The 17,313-nt window shown below is 67.6% G+C and carries 15 protein-coding genes; 7 read left to right on the top strand and 8 right to left on the bottom strand.

Going from position 1 to position 17,313, the window contains the following annotated elements; translation table 11 throughout:
- Position 1 precedes the first annotated feature (1 nt).
- Positions 2 to 1,291: a sensor histidine kinase gene (locus JX001_RS14890; RefSeq protein ID WP_241004673.1), complete on the bottom strand. Its 1,290-nt coding sequence runs from the start codon at positions 1,289 to 1,291 to the stop codon at positions 2 to 4.
- Positions 1,292 to 1,438: 147 nt separating this feature from the next.
- On the opposite strand from JX001_RS14890, the gene cysK reads away from it, so the two are divergent.
- From cysK to JX001_RS14875, 3 genes are all read left to right on the top strand, one after another.
- Positions 1,439 to 2,419 carry a cysteine synthase A gene (cysK, locus tag JX001_RS14885; protein ID WP_205681603.1) on the top strand — a complete coding sequence of 327 codons (981 nt, stop codon included), beginning with the start codon at positions 1,439 to 1,441 and terminating at the stop codon, positions 2,417 to 2,419.
- A gap of 43 nt (positions 2,420 to 2,462) precedes the next feature.
- Entirely contained in the window at positions 2,463 to 3,680 is a 1,218-nt protein-coding gene (locus JX001_RS14880; RefSeq protein WP_205681602.1) for a DUF2336 domain-containing protein, read from the top strand.
- A 150-nt stretch (positions 3,681 to 3,830) separates the two neighbouring features.
- Positions 3,831 to 4,265 carry a Ros/MucR family transcriptional regulator gene (locus tag JX001_RS14875; protein ID WP_055753018.1) on the top strand — a complete coding sequence of 145 codons (435 nt, stop codon included), beginning with the start codon at positions 3,831 to 3,833 and terminating at the stop codon, positions 4,263 to 4,265.
- Positions 4,266 to 4,515: 250 nt separating this feature from the next.
- Here the strand turns inward: JX001_RS14875 and JX001_RS14870 are convergent, their stop codons facing one another.
- From JX001_RS14870 to JX001_RS14855, 4 genes are all read right to left on the bottom strand, one after another.
- A complete protein-coding gene (locus JX001_RS14870) occupies positions 4,516 to 5,631 on the bottom strand; it encodes a DUF2336 domain-containing protein (RefSeq protein ID WP_205681601.1) in 1,116 nt (371 codons plus the stop codon).
- Entirely contained in the window at positions 5,628 to 6,542 is a 915-nt protein-coding gene (locus JX001_RS14865; RefSeq protein ID WP_205681600.1) for a PAT1 family protein, read from the bottom strand. Before JX001_RS14865 ends, JX001_RS14870 begins: the two co-directional genes overlap by 4 nt.
- A gap of 95 nt (positions 6,543 to 6,637) precedes the next feature.
- Entirely contained in the window at positions 6,638 to 7,678 is a 1,041-nt protein-coding gene (locus JX001_RS14860; RefSeq protein WP_205681599.1) for an ABC transporter substrate-binding protein, read from the bottom strand.
- 44 nt (positions 7,679 to 7,722) lie between these two features.
- Entirely contained in the window at positions 7,723 to 8,955 is a 1,233-nt protein-coding gene (locus JX001_RS14855) for a TonB family protein (protein ID WP_205681598.1), read from the bottom strand.
- A gap of 733 nt (positions 8,956 to 9,688) precedes the next feature.
- Between JX001_RS14855 and JX001_RS14850 the strand changes: the two genes are divergently transcribed.
- On the top strand, positions 9,689 to 12,559 hold the full coding sequence (locus JX001_RS14850; protein WP_205681597.1) for a PAS domain S-box protein: 2,871 nt from the start codon (positions 9,689 to 9,691) through the stop codon (positions 12,557 to 12,559).
- Between the two features lie 179 nt (positions 12,560 to 12,738).
- Here the strand turns inward: JX001_RS14850 and JX001_RS14845 are convergent, their stop codons facing one another.
- On the bottom strand, positions 12,739 to 13,707 hold the full coding sequence (locus JX001_RS14845; RefSeq protein WP_205681596.1) for an alpha/beta hydrolase: 969 nt from the start codon (positions 13,705 to 13,707) through the stop codon (positions 12,739 to 12,741).
- Between the two features lie 91 nt (positions 13,708 to 13,798).
- Here JX001_RS14845 and JX001_RS14840 point away from each other — a divergent pair, with 91 nt between their 5' ends.
- On the top strand, positions 13,799 to 13,972 hold the full coding sequence (locus JX001_RS14840; protein ID WP_205681595.1) for a hypothetical protein: 174 nt from the start codon (positions 13,799 to 13,801) through the stop codon (positions 13,970 to 13,972).
- Positions 13,973 to 14,014: 42 nt separating this feature from the next.
- Here JX001_RS14840 and JX001_RS14835 read toward each other — a convergent pair whose 3' ends face one another.
- Complete coding sequence (locus tag JX001_RS14835) at positions 14,015 to 15,832, bottom strand: ABC-F family ATP-binding cassette domain-containing protein (protein WP_205681594.1); 1,818 nt, start codon at positions 15,830 to 15,832, stop codon at positions 14,015 to 14,017.
- A gap of 83 nt (positions 15,833 to 15,915) precedes the next feature.
- On the opposite strand from JX001_RS14835, the gene JX001_RS14830 reads away from it, so the two are divergent.
- Positions 15,916 to 16,494, top strand: coding sequence for a TetR/AcrR family transcriptional regulator (locus JX001_RS14830; RefSeq protein WP_205681593.1), 579 nt, complete (start codon positions 15,916 to 15,918; stop codon positions 16,492 to 16,494).
- Positions 16,491 to 16,829: a DMT family transporter gene (locus JX001_RS14825; protein ID WP_205681592.1), complete on the top strand. Its 339-nt coding sequence runs from the start codon at positions 16,491 to 16,493 to the stop codon at positions 16,827 to 16,829. Before JX001_RS14830 ends, JX001_RS14825 begins: the two co-directional genes overlap by 4 nt.
- 151 nt (positions 16,830 to 16,980) lie before the next feature.
- Here the strand turns inward: JX001_RS14825 and JX001_RS14820 are convergent, their stop codons facing one another.
- Positions 16,981 to 17,163 carry an endonuclease domain-containing protein gene (locus tag JX001_RS14820; RefSeq protein ID WP_241004672.1) on the bottom strand — a complete coding sequence of 61 codons (183 nt, stop codon included), beginning with the start codon at positions 17,161 to 17,163 and terminating at the stop codon, positions 16,981 to 16,983.
- Between the last annotated feature and the right edge of the window lie 150 nt (positions 17,164 to 17,313).

Genomic DNA, 17,313 nt, shown 5'->3' with positions numbered 1-17,313 from the left:
CCTAGATTGCCGGGGCCTCGACCACCAGGATCGCGCCGACGCCTTGGGTTTGATTCTCGATGGTCCCGCCGATCTGGCGGACCAGGCTGTCGATCACGCGCATACCCAGGCTGCGGTCGCTGCGGCCGGCGATCAGGTCGAAGCCCTTGCCCTGGTCCGCGACCGTGACAGTCAGGCGTCCGTCGGCGATGCGGCCGGTGACCGAGACGCCGCCGCCCTCGGGGCCATAGGCGTATTTGATGGCGTTGGTGACCAGCTCGTTGACGATCAGGCCCAGCGGGATGGCGATGTCGGCGCCCAACGGCGCATCGGACGCTTCGCAGGTGACGACATGGCGGTCGCCGCCGGCGTCGATGGCTTTGCACAGCTGACACAGGAAGTCGGACAGGATCACGGTCTGGACGTCGGCGCCGCGCCACAGCTGGTCGTGGACCTGGCTGATGGCCTGGATGCGCGACCCGGCCGCAGACAGGGCGGCGCGCACCTCGTCGGAAGCGGTCCCGCGCGCCTGCATCGACAGCAGGCTCGAGACCAAGGACAGGCTGTTCTTGACCCGGTGGCTGACCTCGCGCGTCAGCAGGGCCTGGTGTTCGATGGCGGCCAGAAGCCGCTGCTCGGTCTGCTGGCGGGCGATGGCGGCGCCGACGACGGCGGCGAAGGCGTCAAGGAACAGGGCGTCGCGGTCGTCGAACTGACCCTCGTCGGGGCTGTCGACCTCCAGCACGCCCCAGGGTTCACCGTCCAGCTCAGGCCGGATCAAGACGTTGATGGCGCGCCGCACGCCGTGGTCGGCCAGAAGCTTGGGCGTGTGGAAGCGCTGTTCGTTCTCCAGATGGTTGGAGATCAGCGGCTTGCCGGTCTGGAAGGCGTAGCCGGCCGGCGAATCCAGCTCGACGCCCAGCGAGGCGTGACCCTCGACCTCGCCGGTCCAGCCGACGCCGGCGACCAGGACCAGCCGGTCGCGGCTTTCATTGTGGATCAAGACCTTGGACAGGGGCGTCTCCAGGCCGTCGGCGCAGACCACGCAGGCGGCGTCGAGCAGTGCCTGACGATCGCGTTCGCGCAGGGCCACCTCGCCGAAACGCGCCAGCAGCGACTGCTGCTTCAGGCGATAGCGCAACTCGTCGGCGATGGAACGGGTCTCGGGCGTCGGCGCATCCTCGACCTTGGGCGCGACCGGATCGTCCATCTGGATCTGGGTTTGGGAGGCCGTGTCGGCCCGCACCTCGGCGACCAGTTCGGCGATCTCCGGGGTCAAGCCGGGGTCGGAGGGCGGGCGGGTGTGGGGCAAGGATGGAAATCTCGGTTCGCGCGACGGCGACATATAGGCTGACATAGCCGCTCTGAAAGGTTTGCGCAGAAATCATCGCGCGTCACCCCTTGCGTGGGACGGCAAGGCCTTATCTGTTGTGCGCCAGAATTTGAGGAGACCTTTTCCATGACCGACTTCAGCTATGACGCGTCCCGCCACCTGAAGAAGGGCCGGGGCAAGGTCTATGACTCGATCGTCGACACCATCGGCGACACCCCCATCGTGCGGCTGCCGCGCCTGTCGGCGGAATATGATGCGAAGGCGACGGTTCTGGCCAAGCTGGAGTTCTTCAACCCGATCGCCTCGGTCAAGGACCGGATCGGCGTGGCCATGGTCGAGGCGTTGCAGGAGGCGGGCAAGATCGATCAGGACACGGTGCTGATCGAGCCGACCAGCGGCAATACCGGCATCGCCCTGGCCTTCGTGGCGGCGGCCAAGGGGCTGAAGCTGACGCTGTGCATGCCCGAGAGTATGTCGATCGAGCGGCGCAAGATGCTGGCCCTGCTGGGCGCGCGGCTTGAGCTGACGCCGGCCGAGAAGGGGATGAAGGGCGCCATCGCGCGGGCGCAGGAACTGCTGGATACCACGCCGAACTCCATCAGCCCGTCGCAGTTCGAGAACCTGGCCAATCCCGCCATTCACCGCGTCACGACGGCGGAGGAAATCTGGAACGACACGGCCGGGGCGGTGGACATCGTCGTCGCCGGCGTCGGCACCGGCGGCACCATCTCGGGCGTGGGGCAGGCGCTGAAGGCGAAAAAGGCGTCTGTGCAGTTCATCGCCGTCGAGCCCGAGGCCTCTCCGGTGCTGTCCGGCGGCGCGCCCGGCCCGCACAAGATCCAGGGCATCGGCGCCGGCTTCGTGCCCGCCATCTATGATCCGTCGGTGGTCGATGGGGTCGAGCAGGTGTCGAACGACGACAGTTTCGACATGGCCAGAAAGGCCGCTCGGGTCGAGGGTATCCCCGTCGGCATCAGCTCGGGCGCGGCCCTGACCGCCGCCTTCCGCATCGCCGCGCGCGAGGAGAATGCGGGCAAGACCATTGTGGTGATCATCCCGTCCTTCGCAGAACGCTATCTTTCGACGGCCTTGTTTGAGGGGCTTTGATCCGGCTCACGCCCGGTTAACCGCTCGCGTCTAAGGTGGAGGGATGGGCGATCTGGCAGCCATGATCGGGGAAGAGGCGACGCCGCCGCCGCTGCGTGCGCGCCGGGCGCTGCTGAAGCGTCTGGCCGATGTGATGTCCCTGCCTGCCAGCCGTATCAACGCCTTCGAGCGGGCGGTGACGGGCGACCTGCTGGTCGAGATGCTGCGGCTGGCCTCGCACGACGAGCGCAAGCGCGTGGCCTCGCGTCTGGCGCCGCTGGCTGAACTGCCCAACAGCGTGGCGCGCATTCTGTTGCGCGACGATCCGGATGTCGCCGCCCTGCTGATCGAACAATGCGCGTCGCTGAGCGATGCGGACCTCGTCGGCTGCGCGCGCGACGCCGGCTTCGAGCATCGGATGCTGCTGGCGGTGCGCCGGGGCCTGTCGGAGATCGTGACCGAGACCCTGTTCTCGTTCGGCGAGATGGAGGTGATCGAGGCGGTGCTGCGCAACACGACCGCGCGCCTGTCGCAGTTGGGCGTCGAGACGGTCGTGGGCCTGAGCCGCCAGTCGCCGGGCCTGTGCAACCCCTTGCTGAAGCGGCCCGAGCTGAGGCCGTCGGGCGCCTATGTCATGTTCTGGTGGTGCGCGCCCGAGGATCGCCGCACCATCCTGCAACGGTTCGCCGTGTCCCGCGAAGTCATGCAGGAGGCGTCGGAGGACGTCTTTCCCATGGCCAATCAGGAAGGCTGGTCCGACCCGGTCGCGCGCAAGGCGTTGCAGTTCATCGAGCGTCGACAGAGGAACCGCGCCGCCGTCGAAAAAAGCCCGTTCGACAATCTGGAACACGCGGTCATGGTCGCCGCCCGCGACGGCCTGACGCGCGAGACGGCGTCCGAAATCGCCTTCCTGGCCGGGATCAAACCGCTGACGGGGGCCAAGCTTCTGGGCGATCCCGGCGGCGAGCCGCTGGCCATCCTGTGCAAGGCGACGGGGATGTCGCGCGTCGATCTGACCAATCTGTGGCGCTCGATGCGGCGGCCCGAGACGACGGCGGACGGTCATATCCATCCCGATTGGGAGCGGGTCCAGATCACTTATGAAATGTTGGCCGTTGATCGCGCCCAGACGGTGTTGCGTTACTGGAACTGGTCCTTGTCGTCGGCCCTGACGCCCACGCTGTTGCGCGCCATTCGCGACGGCGAGGATGACGCCGTCGATGAATATTCGGCGCCCGAACGCGCGGCGATGATGGTGCTGGCCGAAGACTTCGGCCGCTAGCTCTAGCCATTAACTTCGACTGCATAGACGTGCGTATCGCACCTCTTTGGCGCGTGTTTGCTTTCAAGTTGAAATAACACTATGACGCTATACGCATCGTTCGGTTGGAGAATCAGCCGAACTCAATAGATCAGGAAAGCGAAGTCGATAATGGAAGATAAGCCCGAACTGCTGGAAATGACCGCAGACATCGTGTCGGCCTATGTCGGCAACAACTCGGTCTCGGCAGAGGCCTTGCCTGCGCTTATCGCCAATATTCACGCGGCGCTGTCGGGCGTGTCGAACGGTCCGGTCGAGGCCGAACCTGAACCCAAGGAACCGGCGGTGCCGATCCGCAAGTCGATCGCCCCCGATTTTCTGATCTGCCTGGAAGACGGCCGCAAGTTCAAGTCGTTGAAGCGCCACCTGCGCACCAAATACGACATGAGCCCCGAAGAATACCGCGCCAAGTGGGGTCTGCCGAAAGACTATCCGATGGTCGCCCCGAACTACGCCAAGGCGCGTTCGGAATTGGCCAAGTCGATGGGCCTGGGCCAGGGCGGTCGCAAGCCCGCCCGCGCCGCCGGAACCCGCGCGAAGAAGTGAGCCGGATCAGTTCCGGTCTGGAGACGCCCGCTTCCGACAGGAGGCGGGCGTTTTTGGTTTTGGCGGCACGAGCATTCTCCCTCCCCCGGCGGGGGAGGGTGGTCGCGTAGCGACCGGGTGGGGCCGGCCCGGCAGGGACTCACTTTCTTGAAACAAGAAGGATGGTGGGACGTTGCTTGCCGTCCCCACCCGGCTTCGGCTGCGCCTCAGCCACCGTCCCCCGCAGGGGAAGGGAGAGGTCAGTGAGGCGTTACGCCGCCTGGGCGGTCCGGCGCATGCGCCAGAAGCGCAGGGTGCGCAGCGCCGCGTCGCGGGTCAGTTCGCCGTACATGCGGCCATAGGCGGCGGCCTTGCCCATCGGATTGTCCTCGGCGCCCAGGATGGCCACGGCGTAGGTCAGATAGACGGCGCGGTCCATGTCGGCCGCCTTGCAGACCACCGACAGGGCGTCGAGATCCTTGCGCTCAACGATCCCTCGCGCGGTGTGGAAGTCCACGTCGGCCAGCTTCGACAGGGCGATCAGGAACTGGGTCTTGGCGTTGGACCGCAGGAAGCGGATCAGGGTCTGAGGCGTCAGCTGCCCGGCCGCCTGAAGCTCGTCGATATAGGCCAGGTTCTCGACGTAGTCGGCGGGCAGGGAGCCGTCATGGGTGGCGACGCGGGTGCGGCCGGCGGTCAGCGCCGCCTCCAGCAGGGCCGGGTCCATACGGGCGTTCTGTTCCAGAATCTGGTGACGCAGGCGGGCCTCGACGACGAAATACATCTCGTTCAGCAGATCGGCGGGCAGGCTCTGGCGCTCGACCGTGGCGGCGTGCAGCGCCGGATTGGCCTTGGCGCGTTCGACGGCGGTTTCGGACGCCGCGCGCGACAACCGGGCGCCGTCGTTTCGCAGCAGGGTGTCCAGCGTGTGGTCGTCGCCGTGTTCGACGATGACGTCCGAGACGGCCTCGGACACAGTCGCGCGGCCCGAGACGGCGCGCAGATGGCCCTGGCTGCGCTTGCGAACGATCTGGATCAGGTCGTCGTCGGTCAGGACGGTGGAGGCGCGCAGCACCTCTTCGGCGACTTCGAGCTCGTCGTCGGCGAAGCGTCGGATCAGGCTGTGGGGCGCATTGGGCGCGTGGGCGAACCGCGCGGCCAGCTCGGCGCGAACCGCGACCTCCATCTCGTCGGACAGCTTGGCCAGCACGGCGCCGTAAAGCACGTTCTCATTGGCGTTGGGGGCTGGCACGCCGAAGAAATGCTCGGTCAGTTCGCGCAGAAGCAGGCGGCGCTTTTCGCTGGACTCCTCGCTGGCCAACCCAATGAGTTCCGGCAGGCGCGAGCCCTTGATCTCGGCAGGTTCAATCACGGCACGATCGCTCATGGCAGATTGTCGGCTTCGGTCTGTGGCACGGCGCGCAGGGCGCCGTTGGCGTTGCGGATCAGGGCGGGCGGACCATCCGGCTGGGCCAGGTCGCTGGATTGCGGCGTCTGGGCCATCTGGACAGGCATGGCGTCGAGGTAGGTCTGCTGCGGCGCAGGGATGGCGTCGGGGTGACGGCCGGCCTGGCGGTGGACCGAATAGTAGCGGGCGCTGTTGTCGCCGGCTGTGGGCGTCGGGGCGGCCTGACCGCTGGCGGCGACGGCGGCGGCGTCCAGCGGCGCGCCGGCCTGGGGCCGTTGCAGCCGATAGATGGGGGCGTCGCGGCGCGGGGCCATCGGGTCGGCGACGGCCGCCTGTGCCGGCTGGGGCGCGGGCTGAACTGCAGTCTGGGGCGCGGGTTGCGGCTCGGCCTGCGCGGCCTGTTGTGGGACGGGCGCAGGCTCGGCCTGCATCTGAGGTTCAGGCTGAGGCAGAGGCGCAGAGGCTTGCGGTTCCGGAACATAGGGCGAGGGCGCGACGCGTGTCGTCTGCGCCGGGGTGGTTTCTACGGGGGCGGCCTCTATGGGTGCACTATGCGCAGGCTCGGCCTGCACCGGGGCACGCTGGGGCATCCAGGCGCTGGCGGGCGTCAGGCCGTTGCTGCGCGACGTGGCGGTCGAAGGGGCGGGCGACAGGCGGGCCAGGGGCATGGCGCCGGGCAGGGTGCGGTTGGCGGCGGTCACGGTCGGGGCGGGCGTCTCGGCCTGGATGACGGCGGGCGTCGGCGTCGCACGGGCGGCAACCGGAGGCTTGCCGGGCCAGGACAGGTAGCGCAGGCCCGAGGCGTTGGTCGGCGCCTGTTGCGCCACGGCGGCGCCGGCCGCCAGATTGACGGCGGTCAGGACGATCGAAACTGCGAGGGCGCGGCGCATGGCGGCTCTCCGGAGAGGAATTCCAGCGCACACATTAGGGATCGACCCCTTAATCCCGCGCTAATGTGAAGCCGGGATTCGACAACGACCGCGTGTCAGCCGCGACCGGGCAGATAGTTGTCGGTGAAGGCGTCGCGCCAGTTCAGACCAGACTCGTAAACCCCCGCCTTTGAGGTCACGTCGAAGAAGGCCTGCCAGCGGTCCTCGGTCAGGGCGCCCAGGCCGTAAAGCGCCGCGTCGCCGCCATCGACGATGGCGTAGTCGCGCAGGCGTTCGCGGGCCTGATCCAGCATAGCCTGGGTCATGTCCGGGTTGTCCTTGCGGATCAAGGCGTCGGCGGCCGAGGCGTCACCCCGGATGTAGTCGCGCCAGCCCTCGGCCGATGCGGCGATGAAGCTGCGCAGCGCCGCCGCATTGTCCCGGGCGAAGGCGTTGGGCGCCAGGACCATGGCGGCGTAGGAGGGATAGCCCTCGTCGGCCAGCAGAAAGACGCGCGGGTCGAAATCGGCCGTCTGTTCGATGGCGTAGGGATCGCTGGTCAGATAGCCCTGCTGCACCGCCCGTGCATTGGCGATGAAGGCGGCGGGGTCGTAGGCGAAGGGGCGCAATTGCTCGTCGGTGAAGCTGTATTTGGCTTTCAGCCAGACCCAGAAGGTGCTGATCCCGGCCTCGGACAGCAGGAAGGGCCGGCCGGCCAGATCGGCGATGGTCTCCAGCGCCGCGTCGGGATGGGCCATCAGAACCTGCGGGTCCTTCTGGAAGAAGGCGGCGACCGCCTTCACCGGCGCGCCGGACGCGACCAGGTTCAGGGGGATGAAGCTGTTGGAGCCCATGCCCAGCTCGACCGCGCCCGAGGCCAGCAGGTGCGGCACGTTCACGCCCGGCCCGCCCTGGACGATCTGGACGTTCAGCCCGCGCTTCTCATAGGCCCCGCTGGCGAGCGCCTGATAGAATCCGCCCTGTTCGGCCTGGGCGCGCCAGTCGGTGGCGAACCGCAGGCGCACGCGGCCCTGTTCGTCGACCGGCGCCTCGGCCCGCCCGCAGGCCCGAAGCCCGATCGCTCCCGCCGCCACAGCCGCCCCGCCCGCGATCAGCGCACGGCGACGGGTCAGCAGGCGATTCCCCAACAAGCTCATGCCCCTGACTTACGGGGCGATAGGGGCCTTGGGAAGGCGGGGCGTCAGTCGGCCGCGCTGTCGTCCGACCTGTCGCCTCGGACCGGCTCTCCGCTGACCGGATTGGTGGGCAGGACGTAGCGGACGGGCACGACGCAGCGGACGCCGAAAGTATTGGACGGTTCGGCGCGGCCCGATTGGACCGTGCGACGGCCGCTGTCGCCAAAGGCGGCGGCGGGTTGGGCGTCGATGATCTGGACATTGCCGACCTGGCCCCAGGTCGCGAGATCGAACCGCACCAGGGCCCAGCCCTCGATCCCGCGCTCGCGAAAGGCGACAGGGAAGGAATCCGGGGCGCCGCGCGCCTGAAACCGCGAGCGGACTTCGGCCGGACAGTTTTGCAGCGGGTCGTCCTCACGCTCCGGCAGGTCCGGCGCAGGCAGGCGGTCGCCGCCCCGGTGGAAGTTGAAGACGCAACCTTTCAGCGGCACGCCGCCCTGGACGATGGTGTTCGAGACGGCGCGACGTGTCTCTGCGTCGAAGGCGGCGTCGCCGGACGAGCCCAGGGTTTCCACGTCCACGGCCCGGCCCTCAGCGTCTACGTCCCAACGCAGGACGGTCCAGGACCGACCACCAGGCGGAGGCCGTTGGCCGATCCTGTCGTCGGGGTGGCTGACGGTGCGCGGCGAGCGGCCGCCGCGACGATCCCCGCCGCAGTTGGCGTCTGGGCCAGCCAGGCGCGCGGCGACGGCGTCGCGGAGCGGACCACGCGTACGGGTGACGGCGAAGTATCGCAGCAGGTCGTTCCTACTCGCTTCGGCCACGGGCTTGGCGATGTAGCGGATTGTCAGGCGGCAGTTGCTGCGAGGCCCGCCTGCGAAGCGCCAGGCGGCAAGGGCGGCCTGTTCCTGATCGGAGGGAATTCTCGCCGGAATGATGATTTCATCGATTGGATCGGCCATCGAGGCGGGACGGATGTCGCGAGTGCGCCCCGTCTCATCGACGGCGAAGTTCAGGACCACCTCGGGCTTCTGCAGGACGGACCCGTCGTTGGAATAGTGGCGTGTGGATTCGATCCGCAGATCATCGGCATACGCTGGACCAATCGTCGCACCATCACACGTGACTTCGGTTGTGGGAATTTGAAGAAGTGTCGGCTCGATCGTCCGTTCACCCCGCCTGACGCTATCGATGCGGACCGGAGACGTTCCAAGAGGCTGCGTCGCCTGATCGGTCGTGTTGGCCAAGGCCGATGTCGTTGTCAGGGTCAGGCCGAGGCCGAACAGGATCGCGCGCATGGGTGTCTCCGTCTGCACTTCATGGGTGCATCTGACGCGGCGGCTGTCTAGCGCAATTTCATGTCATCGGCGCCCCAATTGAGCGAGGGGACGAAGCGTTCGGGCGGACCCGTCGGCTTCGTCCCCTCGCCAAGTCCGGGTTGGACTTGGCCGTTCGGGTCTGGACCTTGGCGTCAGCGCCGTTTCGAGCGAACCCGAAAGGGCGGTCGGCTGTATCCTGTCGCGCTCCTGGTCTTCGGCGTCCCACGGCATTGCGTCCGCGTCGTCCGTCGATCCCGATCTGGTTCTCCTGTCTGTCGTCGATCCGAAGACCGTCGGAGACTGGAGCCTGGATCCCGCCTGTCGCACGTTACGATCCGAAGATCGCCCGAAGCGCCGGGTCGGAGAGCCGGGCCGGTTCGCTGGAGGTCCAGGTCTCCCTGGATTTCCGCTGCCCCGTGTCCCTTGGCCTGTTGACGTTCGGACGAAACCGGCTATGAGGCAAGCGCCCGAACTCGCCCCGATGTGCGTCATTGGCCCGGCGGCGGTGGACAAGCCTGTGAACATCGGTGGACGGATCAAATTCGCGATTGCGGATCAGCGACTTGCCTTGTCCACAGAAACCCGGCGATAGACGCCTATGTTCGGTGTCGGACACATTGTGTGCAACCCAGCGGGGGCGCTTCGGGTTCTAGGCGCAGCGGACGACGGTCCTCGGGGGAATTGAGTGTCTATCAGCGGGTCTGACCACGCCTTGTCTATCGGTATCAATCGCAGCCAGTTGGCGCAGATGTTCGCGCATGCGCCGGGGTTCATGGCGCTGCTTACCGGGCCGGAACACCGGTTCGAGCTGACCAATCCCAACTATCAGAAGGTGATCGGCCACCGCGAGGTGGTCGGGCGCACGGTGGCCGAAGTGCTGCCCGATGCGGTGGCGCAAGGGTATCTGGATCTGCTGGACCAGGTTTACCGCACCGGCGAACCGCACCGGGCCGAAAGCGCGCGCTATGCCGTCCAGGCCGAGCCGGGCGGGGAGGTGGTGGAGCGTTACGTCGACTTTGTCTACCAGCCGCTGAAGGACGCGCAGGGTCAGGTCTGGGGCATCTTCGTCCAGGGGATGGACGTCTCGGATCGCCACCGGGCGGACCAGGCGCTGGCGCTGAGCGAGGCCCGGTACGGCGCGGTGTTCGAGGCGATGGCGACGGGCTTCTGCGTCATCGAGATGAAATTCGACGCGGCGGATCGGCCGGTCGACTACAAGATCGTCGAGGGCAACAAGGCCTTCGAGGAGATGACCGGCCTGGTCGACCCCTACGGCAAATGGGTCAGCGAGATCGCGCCGGGGCTGGAGCAGCACTGGTTCGACCTGTACGGCGGGGTGGCGCGCACGGGCGAGCCGGTCCGCTTCGAGAACCCGGCCGACATCTTCGGTCGCTGGTATGACGTGCAGGCGCTGAGGATCGGCCAGCCGGGCGCCTGGCAGGTCGCCATCCTGTTCAACAACATCACCGAGCGAAAACAGAGCGAGACGCGGCAGAACGCGCTGCTGGAGCTAAACGACGCGATCCGCGACCTGACCGACGCCGGCGACATCGCCCAGGCCTCGGCCCAGGTTCTAGCCCGCACCATGGGCGTCAGCCGGGCGGGCTACGGGACGGTGGACACCGGCGCCGAGACCATCACCATCGCGCGCGACTTCAACCAGCCGGGGGTGAGCAGCATCGCCGGCGTCCTGTCGTTCCGCGATTACGGGTCCTATATCGAGGACATCAAGCGCGGCGAGACGGTGGCGATCGACGACGTCGCCCTCGATCCGCGCACAGCGGATACGGCCGAGGCTTTGAAGGCCATCAGCGCCGGGTCGTTCGTCAACATGCCGCTGATGGAGCAGGGGCGGGTCGTGGCGATGGTCTTCGTCAACCATGCGACGCCGCGCCATTACACCGATAGCGACCTGCGCCTGATGCGCGATGTGGCCGAGCGGGTGCGCACGGCGACCGAGCGCGCGCGCAGCGAGGCGGCCCTGCGCGACAGCGAGGCCCAGTTCCGGGTCTTCGCCCAGGCCACGCCGATCCAGATCTGGGCCAGCTGGTCGGATGGGTCGCTGTATTGGTTCAACCCCCAGGTCTATGCCTACTCCGGCCTGGCAGAGGGCGCGTTGGACGGCACGACCGGGTGGGGCAAGATCGTTCATCCGGACGACCTGGACTGGGCGTCCGAGCGATGGGTCCAGGCCCTGGCCAGCGGCCAGGTCTATGAGAACGAGTTCCGCATCCGCCGCCACGACGGCGTCTATCGCACCTTCATGGTGCGGGCCGAGCCCGTGCACGACGAAGAGGGGCGGGTCCTGCGCTGGGTCGGCTCCAACACCGACATCGAGGACCTGCGACGCCAATCGGCCGAACTGGCGCGGTTCAACGAGACGCTGGAAGAACAGGTCGCCGAACGCACCAGCGCTCTGATGCAGGCCGAGGAGGCGCTGCGTCAGAGCCAGAAGATGGAGGCGGTCGGACAGTTGACCGGCGGCATCGCCCACGACTTCAACAACCTGCTGGCCGGCATCAGCGGTAGCCTGGAACTGATCACCAACCGGATCGCGCAGGGGCGTCATGCCGAGGTGGAGCGGTTCACGGTGGCGGCGCAGGGGGCGGCGAAACGGGCGGCGGCCCTGACGCACAGGCTGCTGGCCTTCTCGCGGCGTCAGACCCTGGATCCCAAGCCGACCGATCCCAACCGCCTGATCCGCGGGATGGAAGATCTGGTGCGGCGCACGACAGGGCCGGGCATTGAGGTCGAGGTGGTCGCCGGCGCCGGCCTGTGGCCCGTGCTGATCGACGCGCACCAGCTGGAAAACGCGGTGCTGAACCTGTGCATCAATGCGCGCGACGCCATGCCGAGCGGGGGGCGTCTGACCATCGAGACCGGCAATCGCTGGATCGACGCGCGCACGGCCAAGGCCCAGGATCTGGAGCCGGGACAATATGTCTCCATCTGCGTCAGCGACACCGGCACGGGCATGGCGCCGGAGGTGGCGGCGCGCGCGTTCGAGCCCTTCTTCACCACCAAGCCGCTGGGCGAGGGGACGGGCCTGGGCCTGTCGATGATCTATGGCTTCGTGCGCCAGTCGGGCGGACAGGTGCGGATCTATTCCGAGGCGGGCGAGGGGGCGATGATCTGCCTGTATCTGCCGCGCCATTTCGGCGAGGTGGACGACGCCGATCTGATCTCCGAGGTCGAACAGGCCCCGCGCGCCCAGGCCGGCGAGACGGTCATGGTCGTGGACGACGAGCCGACGGTGCGGATGCTGGTCGCCGAAATCCTACATGAACTGGGCTATCAGTGCATCGAGGCGTCCGACGGCGTGGCAGGGCTGAAGCTGCTGCAATCGGGGGCGCGGATCGACCTGCTGGTGACCGATGTGGGCCTGCCGGGCGGGATGAACGGGCGTCAGATGGCGGATGCGGCGCGGATCGATCGGCCGGACCTGAAGGTGCTGTTCATCACCGGCTATGCCGAGAATGCGGTGGTCGGCAACGGGCACCTGGACCCCGGCATGCACGTCATGACCAAGCCCTTCGCCATGGAGGCGCTGGGCAGCCGGATCCGCGAACTGATCGAGAATTAGGTCGGATCGTTAAGCGTTGATCCCGTCCCAGATCGTCATTCCGGGGCGTCCGAAGGACGAACCCGGAAGCCAGGAGGCGTTCCTGGATGTCGGATCGGCGGGCGTTGGAGGCTGCGGCCCTGGGTTCCGGGTTCCTCGCTGCGCTCGGCCCCGGAATGACGAGCAGCCCACTCGCTGATCTAAAGCCGGGCGTTCAGCCAAGTGCGGATCGCCTTGCGCGCGCCGCGCGCGGCCGGGCCGCCGAAATGCAGGAAGCCGTGCGGGGTCTCGGGCACACGGATCAGGTCCGCGTCTGACGCCTCACCCCAGCGCGTGGCCATCAACAGACTGTCTTCGAACAGAGGGTCCTGCTCGCCGGCGAGGAACAGGGCGGGCGGCAGGCCGGTCAAGTCGGCATACAGGGGCGAGACGTCGGGCTGGCGCAAGGCCGCCTCGTCGCGATCCGGCGCCAGGCGCGCCAGATCGGCCTGCATCGTCGGGCCGTTGAACAGCAGGGTTTCTGGCCCTGCAGAGCGCACGCTTTCGGTACCCGACAGGTCGAAGACGCCGTAGGTGAAGACGCAGCCCTTCACCAGGTCGATCAGCCCCTGGTCGCGCAGGGCGACGGCGGTCAGGGCGGCCAAATGCCCGCCGGCGGATTCGCCCGCCAGAAACAGGGTCGAGGCGCCCAGTCGATCGACATTCGTGACCGTCCAATAGGCGGCGGCCAGACAGTCGGCGATGGCGGCGTCGATATAGATCTGACGCCGCTCGGACAGCAGGCGATAATCCACGGAGACGACGCAGAAGCCGTGGTGCGCCAGATGGGCGTTCAGCCGGTCGTTCAGCCCGGCGCTGCCCAGCACCCAGCCGCCGCCGTGGATGTCCAGGATGACGGCGCGGGGCGTGCCTGTCGGATGCAGGATGCGTAGAGGAACGGGGTGGTCGCCGTCCGTCTGGACGATCTCGACCGTCACGCCGCGCTTCCTGAGACGCGGCGTAGTGACCCGCCCGGCGGCCGCGTCCAGCCACAGCGACAGCCGCTGGCCCGCATCGATCCGCCAGCCGTCGGTGCGCAGACGCGGCGCGCGGGCGAGGACGGCGTTGGTCCGCCGCAGCGCCGCCTGCTGGGGCGGGGCGAATTCGACGAGATGGCTGCGCAGGGTCATGAAGCTTGAGTGTGTAGCGGCGGGTTTGGTTTCAAGGGGGGCCTTTGGCGCAGCCTCGTCAGCCACGAGAAAGCCGGTTATCGTCCGCCCCATGAAACGGCTCACCCCCTTCGGCGTCCTGTTGATCTTTGGCCTGATCGGGCTTTTGACGGGCAAGTTCGGCCTGTGGTTTGCGTTCGGCCTGGTCGCCTGCATCGCCGTCAGCGTGATGCAGAACCGGGGCGCGGCGAAGACGCCGCCCGAGGACCAAGACAGACAGGGCTAGGACACAAAGCCGTCCTCGCCAGGGTGACGGGCCGTTCGGTCCCTACCCGGCCAGGGCCGCCTTCTTCTCTTCCAGCTCCAGCCATTCTAGTTCGGCGGATTCCAGGTCGGCGCGGGCCTTTTCGGCGGCCTTCATGGCGGCGTCGAAGGCCTTGGGGTCGCGGGCGTAGAGGCCGGGGTCGGCCAGGGTCGCATCGTGTTTGGCGATGGTCGCGGGCAACGCATCGATGAGGGCTTCCAGCTCCTTCAGGCGGTGGGCGTCCTTGAAGGAGAGTTTGGCGGTCTTCTTCGGGGCGACGGCGGGCGGGGGCGCCTCGGCGGCGCGTCGGGCGGCGGCCTTGTCCTGGGGGCGGGGGTTTGAGCCTGGCTGAAGGAAGCCGGGGTTCTGGCGGATGAAGTCGGTCCAGCCGCCGGGGGTCTCGACGATGTCGCCACGCCCGTTCAGGGCCAGGGTCGAGGTGGACAGCCGGTCGATGAAGTCGCGGTCGTGGCTGACCAGGATCAGGGTGCCGTCATAGCCTTCCAGCAGCTCTTCCAGCTTGTCCAACGTGTCCATGTCCAGGTCGTTGGTCGGTTCGTCGAGGATCAGCATATTGGCCGGCTTGGCCAATGCCCTGGCCAGCAGCAGGCGGTTGCGCTCGCCGCCCGACAGGGTGGAGATCGGCTGGCGCAGCTGGGCCTCGGAGAACAGGAAGTCCTTGGCGTAGGCGGCGACGTGTTTGGACACGCCGCGCACCAGAATGCTGTCGCCGCCGCCCGGCGTCAGGGCGTCCCACAGGGTCATGTCCGATTTCAGCCCCTCGCGCGACTGGTCCAGATAGACCGGCTCGAGGTTCGCGCCCATGCGCACCGTGCCCTCGTCGGGCGCGAGTTCGCCCAGCAGGGTCTTGACCAGGGTGGTCTTGCCCGCGCCGTTGGGACCGACGATGCCCAGACGGTCGCCGCGGATGATGCGGGTGGTCAGGTCCTTGAACAGGGTGCGGCCGTTGAAGCCCTTTGAGACATGCTTGATCTCGGCGACCAGCTTGCCCGAGGTCGAGCCGGAATCGACGCCGAGGTACAGTTCGCGCGGCACGTCCTTCATCTTCTCGGCGCGTTCGGCGCGCAGCGCCTGAAGCGAGCGGGCGCGGCCCTCGTTGCGGCTACGGCGGGCGGTGATGGAGGAATAGAAGGTGGCGGTCTCGCGCTCGATGGTCTTGGTCAGGCGGCGCAGGGATTCGGCCTCTTCCTCCAGCACCTTGGAGGACCATTCGTCGAACTCGACGAAGCCCTTGTTCAGGGTGCGGACCCGGCGGCCTTCCAGCCAGTGGACGGTGTTGGTGACGCGGTTCAGGAAGGCGCGGTCGTGGCTGACGACCAGCAGGGCGAACCGGGCCTGAATCAGCTCGTTCTCCAGTAGTTCGATGGCCAGGATGTCGAGGTGGTTGGTCGGCTCGTCCAGCAGCAGCAGGTCGGGTTCTTCGGCGAAAGCCTTGGCCAGGGCGGCGCGGCGGGTTTCGCCGCCAGACAACCCTTGCGTCGACTTCGCCGGGTTCAGGCCGAAGGTCTCCAGCCAGCTTTCGGCCGTCCATGTCTCGGCCTCGCCCGACGACGCATAGTCCAGCAGGGTTTCGCCGGTGATGACCGGCTCTTGCGGCACATAGGCGAAGCGGACGGCGGACTGGATGGAGCGGTCGCCGCTGTCCGGCTCGATCAGGCCCATGACGACCTTCATCAGGGTGGACTTGCCCGCGCCGTTGCGCCCCACCAGGGCGGCGCGGCTGCGCGGTTCGACCGCGAGGTCGACGCCGTCGAAGAGGGGGCGCTGGCCGTCCTGAAGACGGACGTCCTTGAGTGCGACGAGAGGGGGTCTGGCTGCCATGGGCGGCCATATAGAGGAGGGCCGGGCGAACCGCCACGACCTTTGACATTTGACAGTTACCGTCCGGTTGGTATGTAGCGGGAATGGACAGCAGCACACGCCGCCGCGCGCCTGACGACACCCGCGCCGAGATCATCGACAAGGCGCTGGAAGTCGCCGCCGAACTGGGGGCGTCAGGCTTCACCCTGGATGCCGTTGCGGCGCGCACGAGCGTCAGCAAGGGCGCGCTTTTGCATCACTTCCCCAGCAAGACCGCCCTGCTGGAAGGTATGGTCGATCATCTGGGGGCCATGCATGTCGACAGCGTGCTTGCGGAGGCGGCGCGTGATCCCGAACCGTATGGTCGAAGCGCCCGCGCCTATCTGAGGGTGACGGTCAATGAGCCGGTGACGCCGCAGGACGTCAGCATCGGCCGTGTTGTTCTGGCCGCCTTCGCCATCGATCCCAGCCTGGTTCTGCGCTGGAAGGCCTGGATGGACCGGATCAAGATCGATGACCCCGAGGATCCCGTCGGGGCCGACGACGCCTTGATGCTGCGCCTTCTGGCCGATGGTCTGTGGGTGTCGGATCTGTTCGGGATGCATCACGTCTCGGCCGAGCAGCGCAAGGCCCTGCTGTGTCTGTTGACGCCAGGACACACGATCACGGCCAACGATCTGTGAGCCCGCTTACCTGGGCCGCGCTGCTGGGCGCCATCGCGCTGGAGGTGGCGGGCACGACGATGCTGCAGGCCTCGCAGCAGTTCACGCGGGTCTGGCCGACGGCGGGGATGGCGGTCTGCTACGGCCTGGCCTTCTATCTGCTGTCGATCGCCTTGCGGCAGATGCCGGTGGGGATCGCCTATGCGATCTGGAGCGGGCTGGGGGTGGTGCTGATCTCGGTGATCGGGGCGGTGGTGTTCCGTCAGAGGCTGGACCTGCCGGCGATGGTCGGGCTGGCGATGATCGTCGGCGGCGTGATGGTGATCAACCTGTTCTCCAACACGGTCGGGCATTGAAACGATCCTCCCCTGCGCAGCGGGGGGGGGGGGCGCGAAGCGGTGGAGGGGGGCGGAAGCGGGCTGGGTGTCAGACGGTCGGCGCAGCGCGCGTCCTTGCCCCCTCCACCACGCTACGCGCGGTCCCCCTCCCCCGTGAACGGGGGAGGATCTAGAGGGACAGGATGAATTCGGCGACGGCGTCCGGGTCGTTCAGGACGGCGGTGGCGGGGATGCGGATCGTGCGGACATCCTTGTCGGCCAGCCAGGCATCGCGGCGGGCGTCGCGGGCGAGGTCGTGCTGTTGGCCGTCGATCTCGATGCAGAGGCGGTCGCTGGGCCGATAGAAGTCCAAGGATGAAGGGGCCGAGGGCGTGCTGGCGACGAAAGCCGTGGCCTCGAATACGTTGCCAGATCAGGACTTCCGGCAAAGACATCGACCGGCGGAGACTTCTGGCGCGTTTTTGGGTAAGGACCGGCGCTCTCATGGAGCGTATCACCATCA

Source organism: Brevundimonas fontaquae, assembly GCF_017086445.1.
Classification (GTDB): domain Bacteria; phylum Pseudomonadota; class Alphaproteobacteria; order Caulobacterales; family Caulobacteraceae; genus Brevundimonas; species Brevundimonas fontaquae.
The sequence above is the reverse complement of the archived record's forward strand: the minus strand, read 5'-3'. Positions and strand labels throughout refer to the sequence as shown.

Excerpts from the sequence above, each read along its gene's own strand:
- JX001_RS14875 (WP_055753018.1), top strand. The coding sequence starts at position 3,831 with ATGGAAGATAAGCCCGAACTGCTGGAAATGACCGCAGACATCGTGTCG.
- cysK (WP_205681603.1), top strand. The coding sequence starts at position 1,439 with ATGACCGACTTCAGCTATGACGCGTCCCGCCACCTGAAGAAGGGCCGG.
- JX001_RS14845 (WP_205681596.1), bottom strand. The coding sequence starts at position 13,707 with ATGACCCTGCGCAGCCATCTCGTCGAATTCGCCCCGCCCCAGCAGGCG.
- JX001_RS14880 (WP_205681602.1), top strand. The coding sequence starts at position 2,463 with ATGGGCGATCTGGCAGCCATGATCGGGGAAGAGGCGACGCCGCCGCCG.
- JX001_RS14835 (WP_205681594.1), bottom strand. The coding sequence starts at position 15,832 with ATGGCAGCCAGACCCCCTCTCGTCGCACTCAAGGACGTCCGTCTTCAG.
- JX001_RS14870 (WP_205681601.1), bottom strand. The coding sequence starts at position 5,631 with ATGAGCGATCGTGCCGTGATTGAACCTGCCGAGATCAAGGGCTCGCGC.
- JX001_RS14865 (WP_205681600.1), bottom strand. The coding sequence starts at position 6,542 with ATGCGCCGCGCCCTCGCAGTTTCGATCGTCCTGACCGCCGTCAATCTG.
- JX001_RS14830 (WP_205681593.1), top strand. The coding sequence starts at position 15,916 with ATGGACAGCAGCACACGCCGCCGCGCGCCTGACGACACCCGCGCCGAG.
- JX001_RS14840 (WP_205681595.1), top strand. The coding sequence starts at position 13,799 with ATGAAACGGCTCACCCCCTTCGGCGTCCTGTTGATCTTTGGCCTGATC.
- JX001_RS14855 (WP_205681598.1), bottom strand. The coding sequence starts at position 8,955 with ATGCGCGCGATCCTGTTCGGCCTCGGCCTGACCCTGACAACGACATCG.
- JX001_RS14860 (WP_205681599.1), bottom strand. The coding sequence starts at position 7,678 with ATGAGCTTGTTGGGGAATCGCCTGCTGACCCGTCGCCGTGCGCTGATC.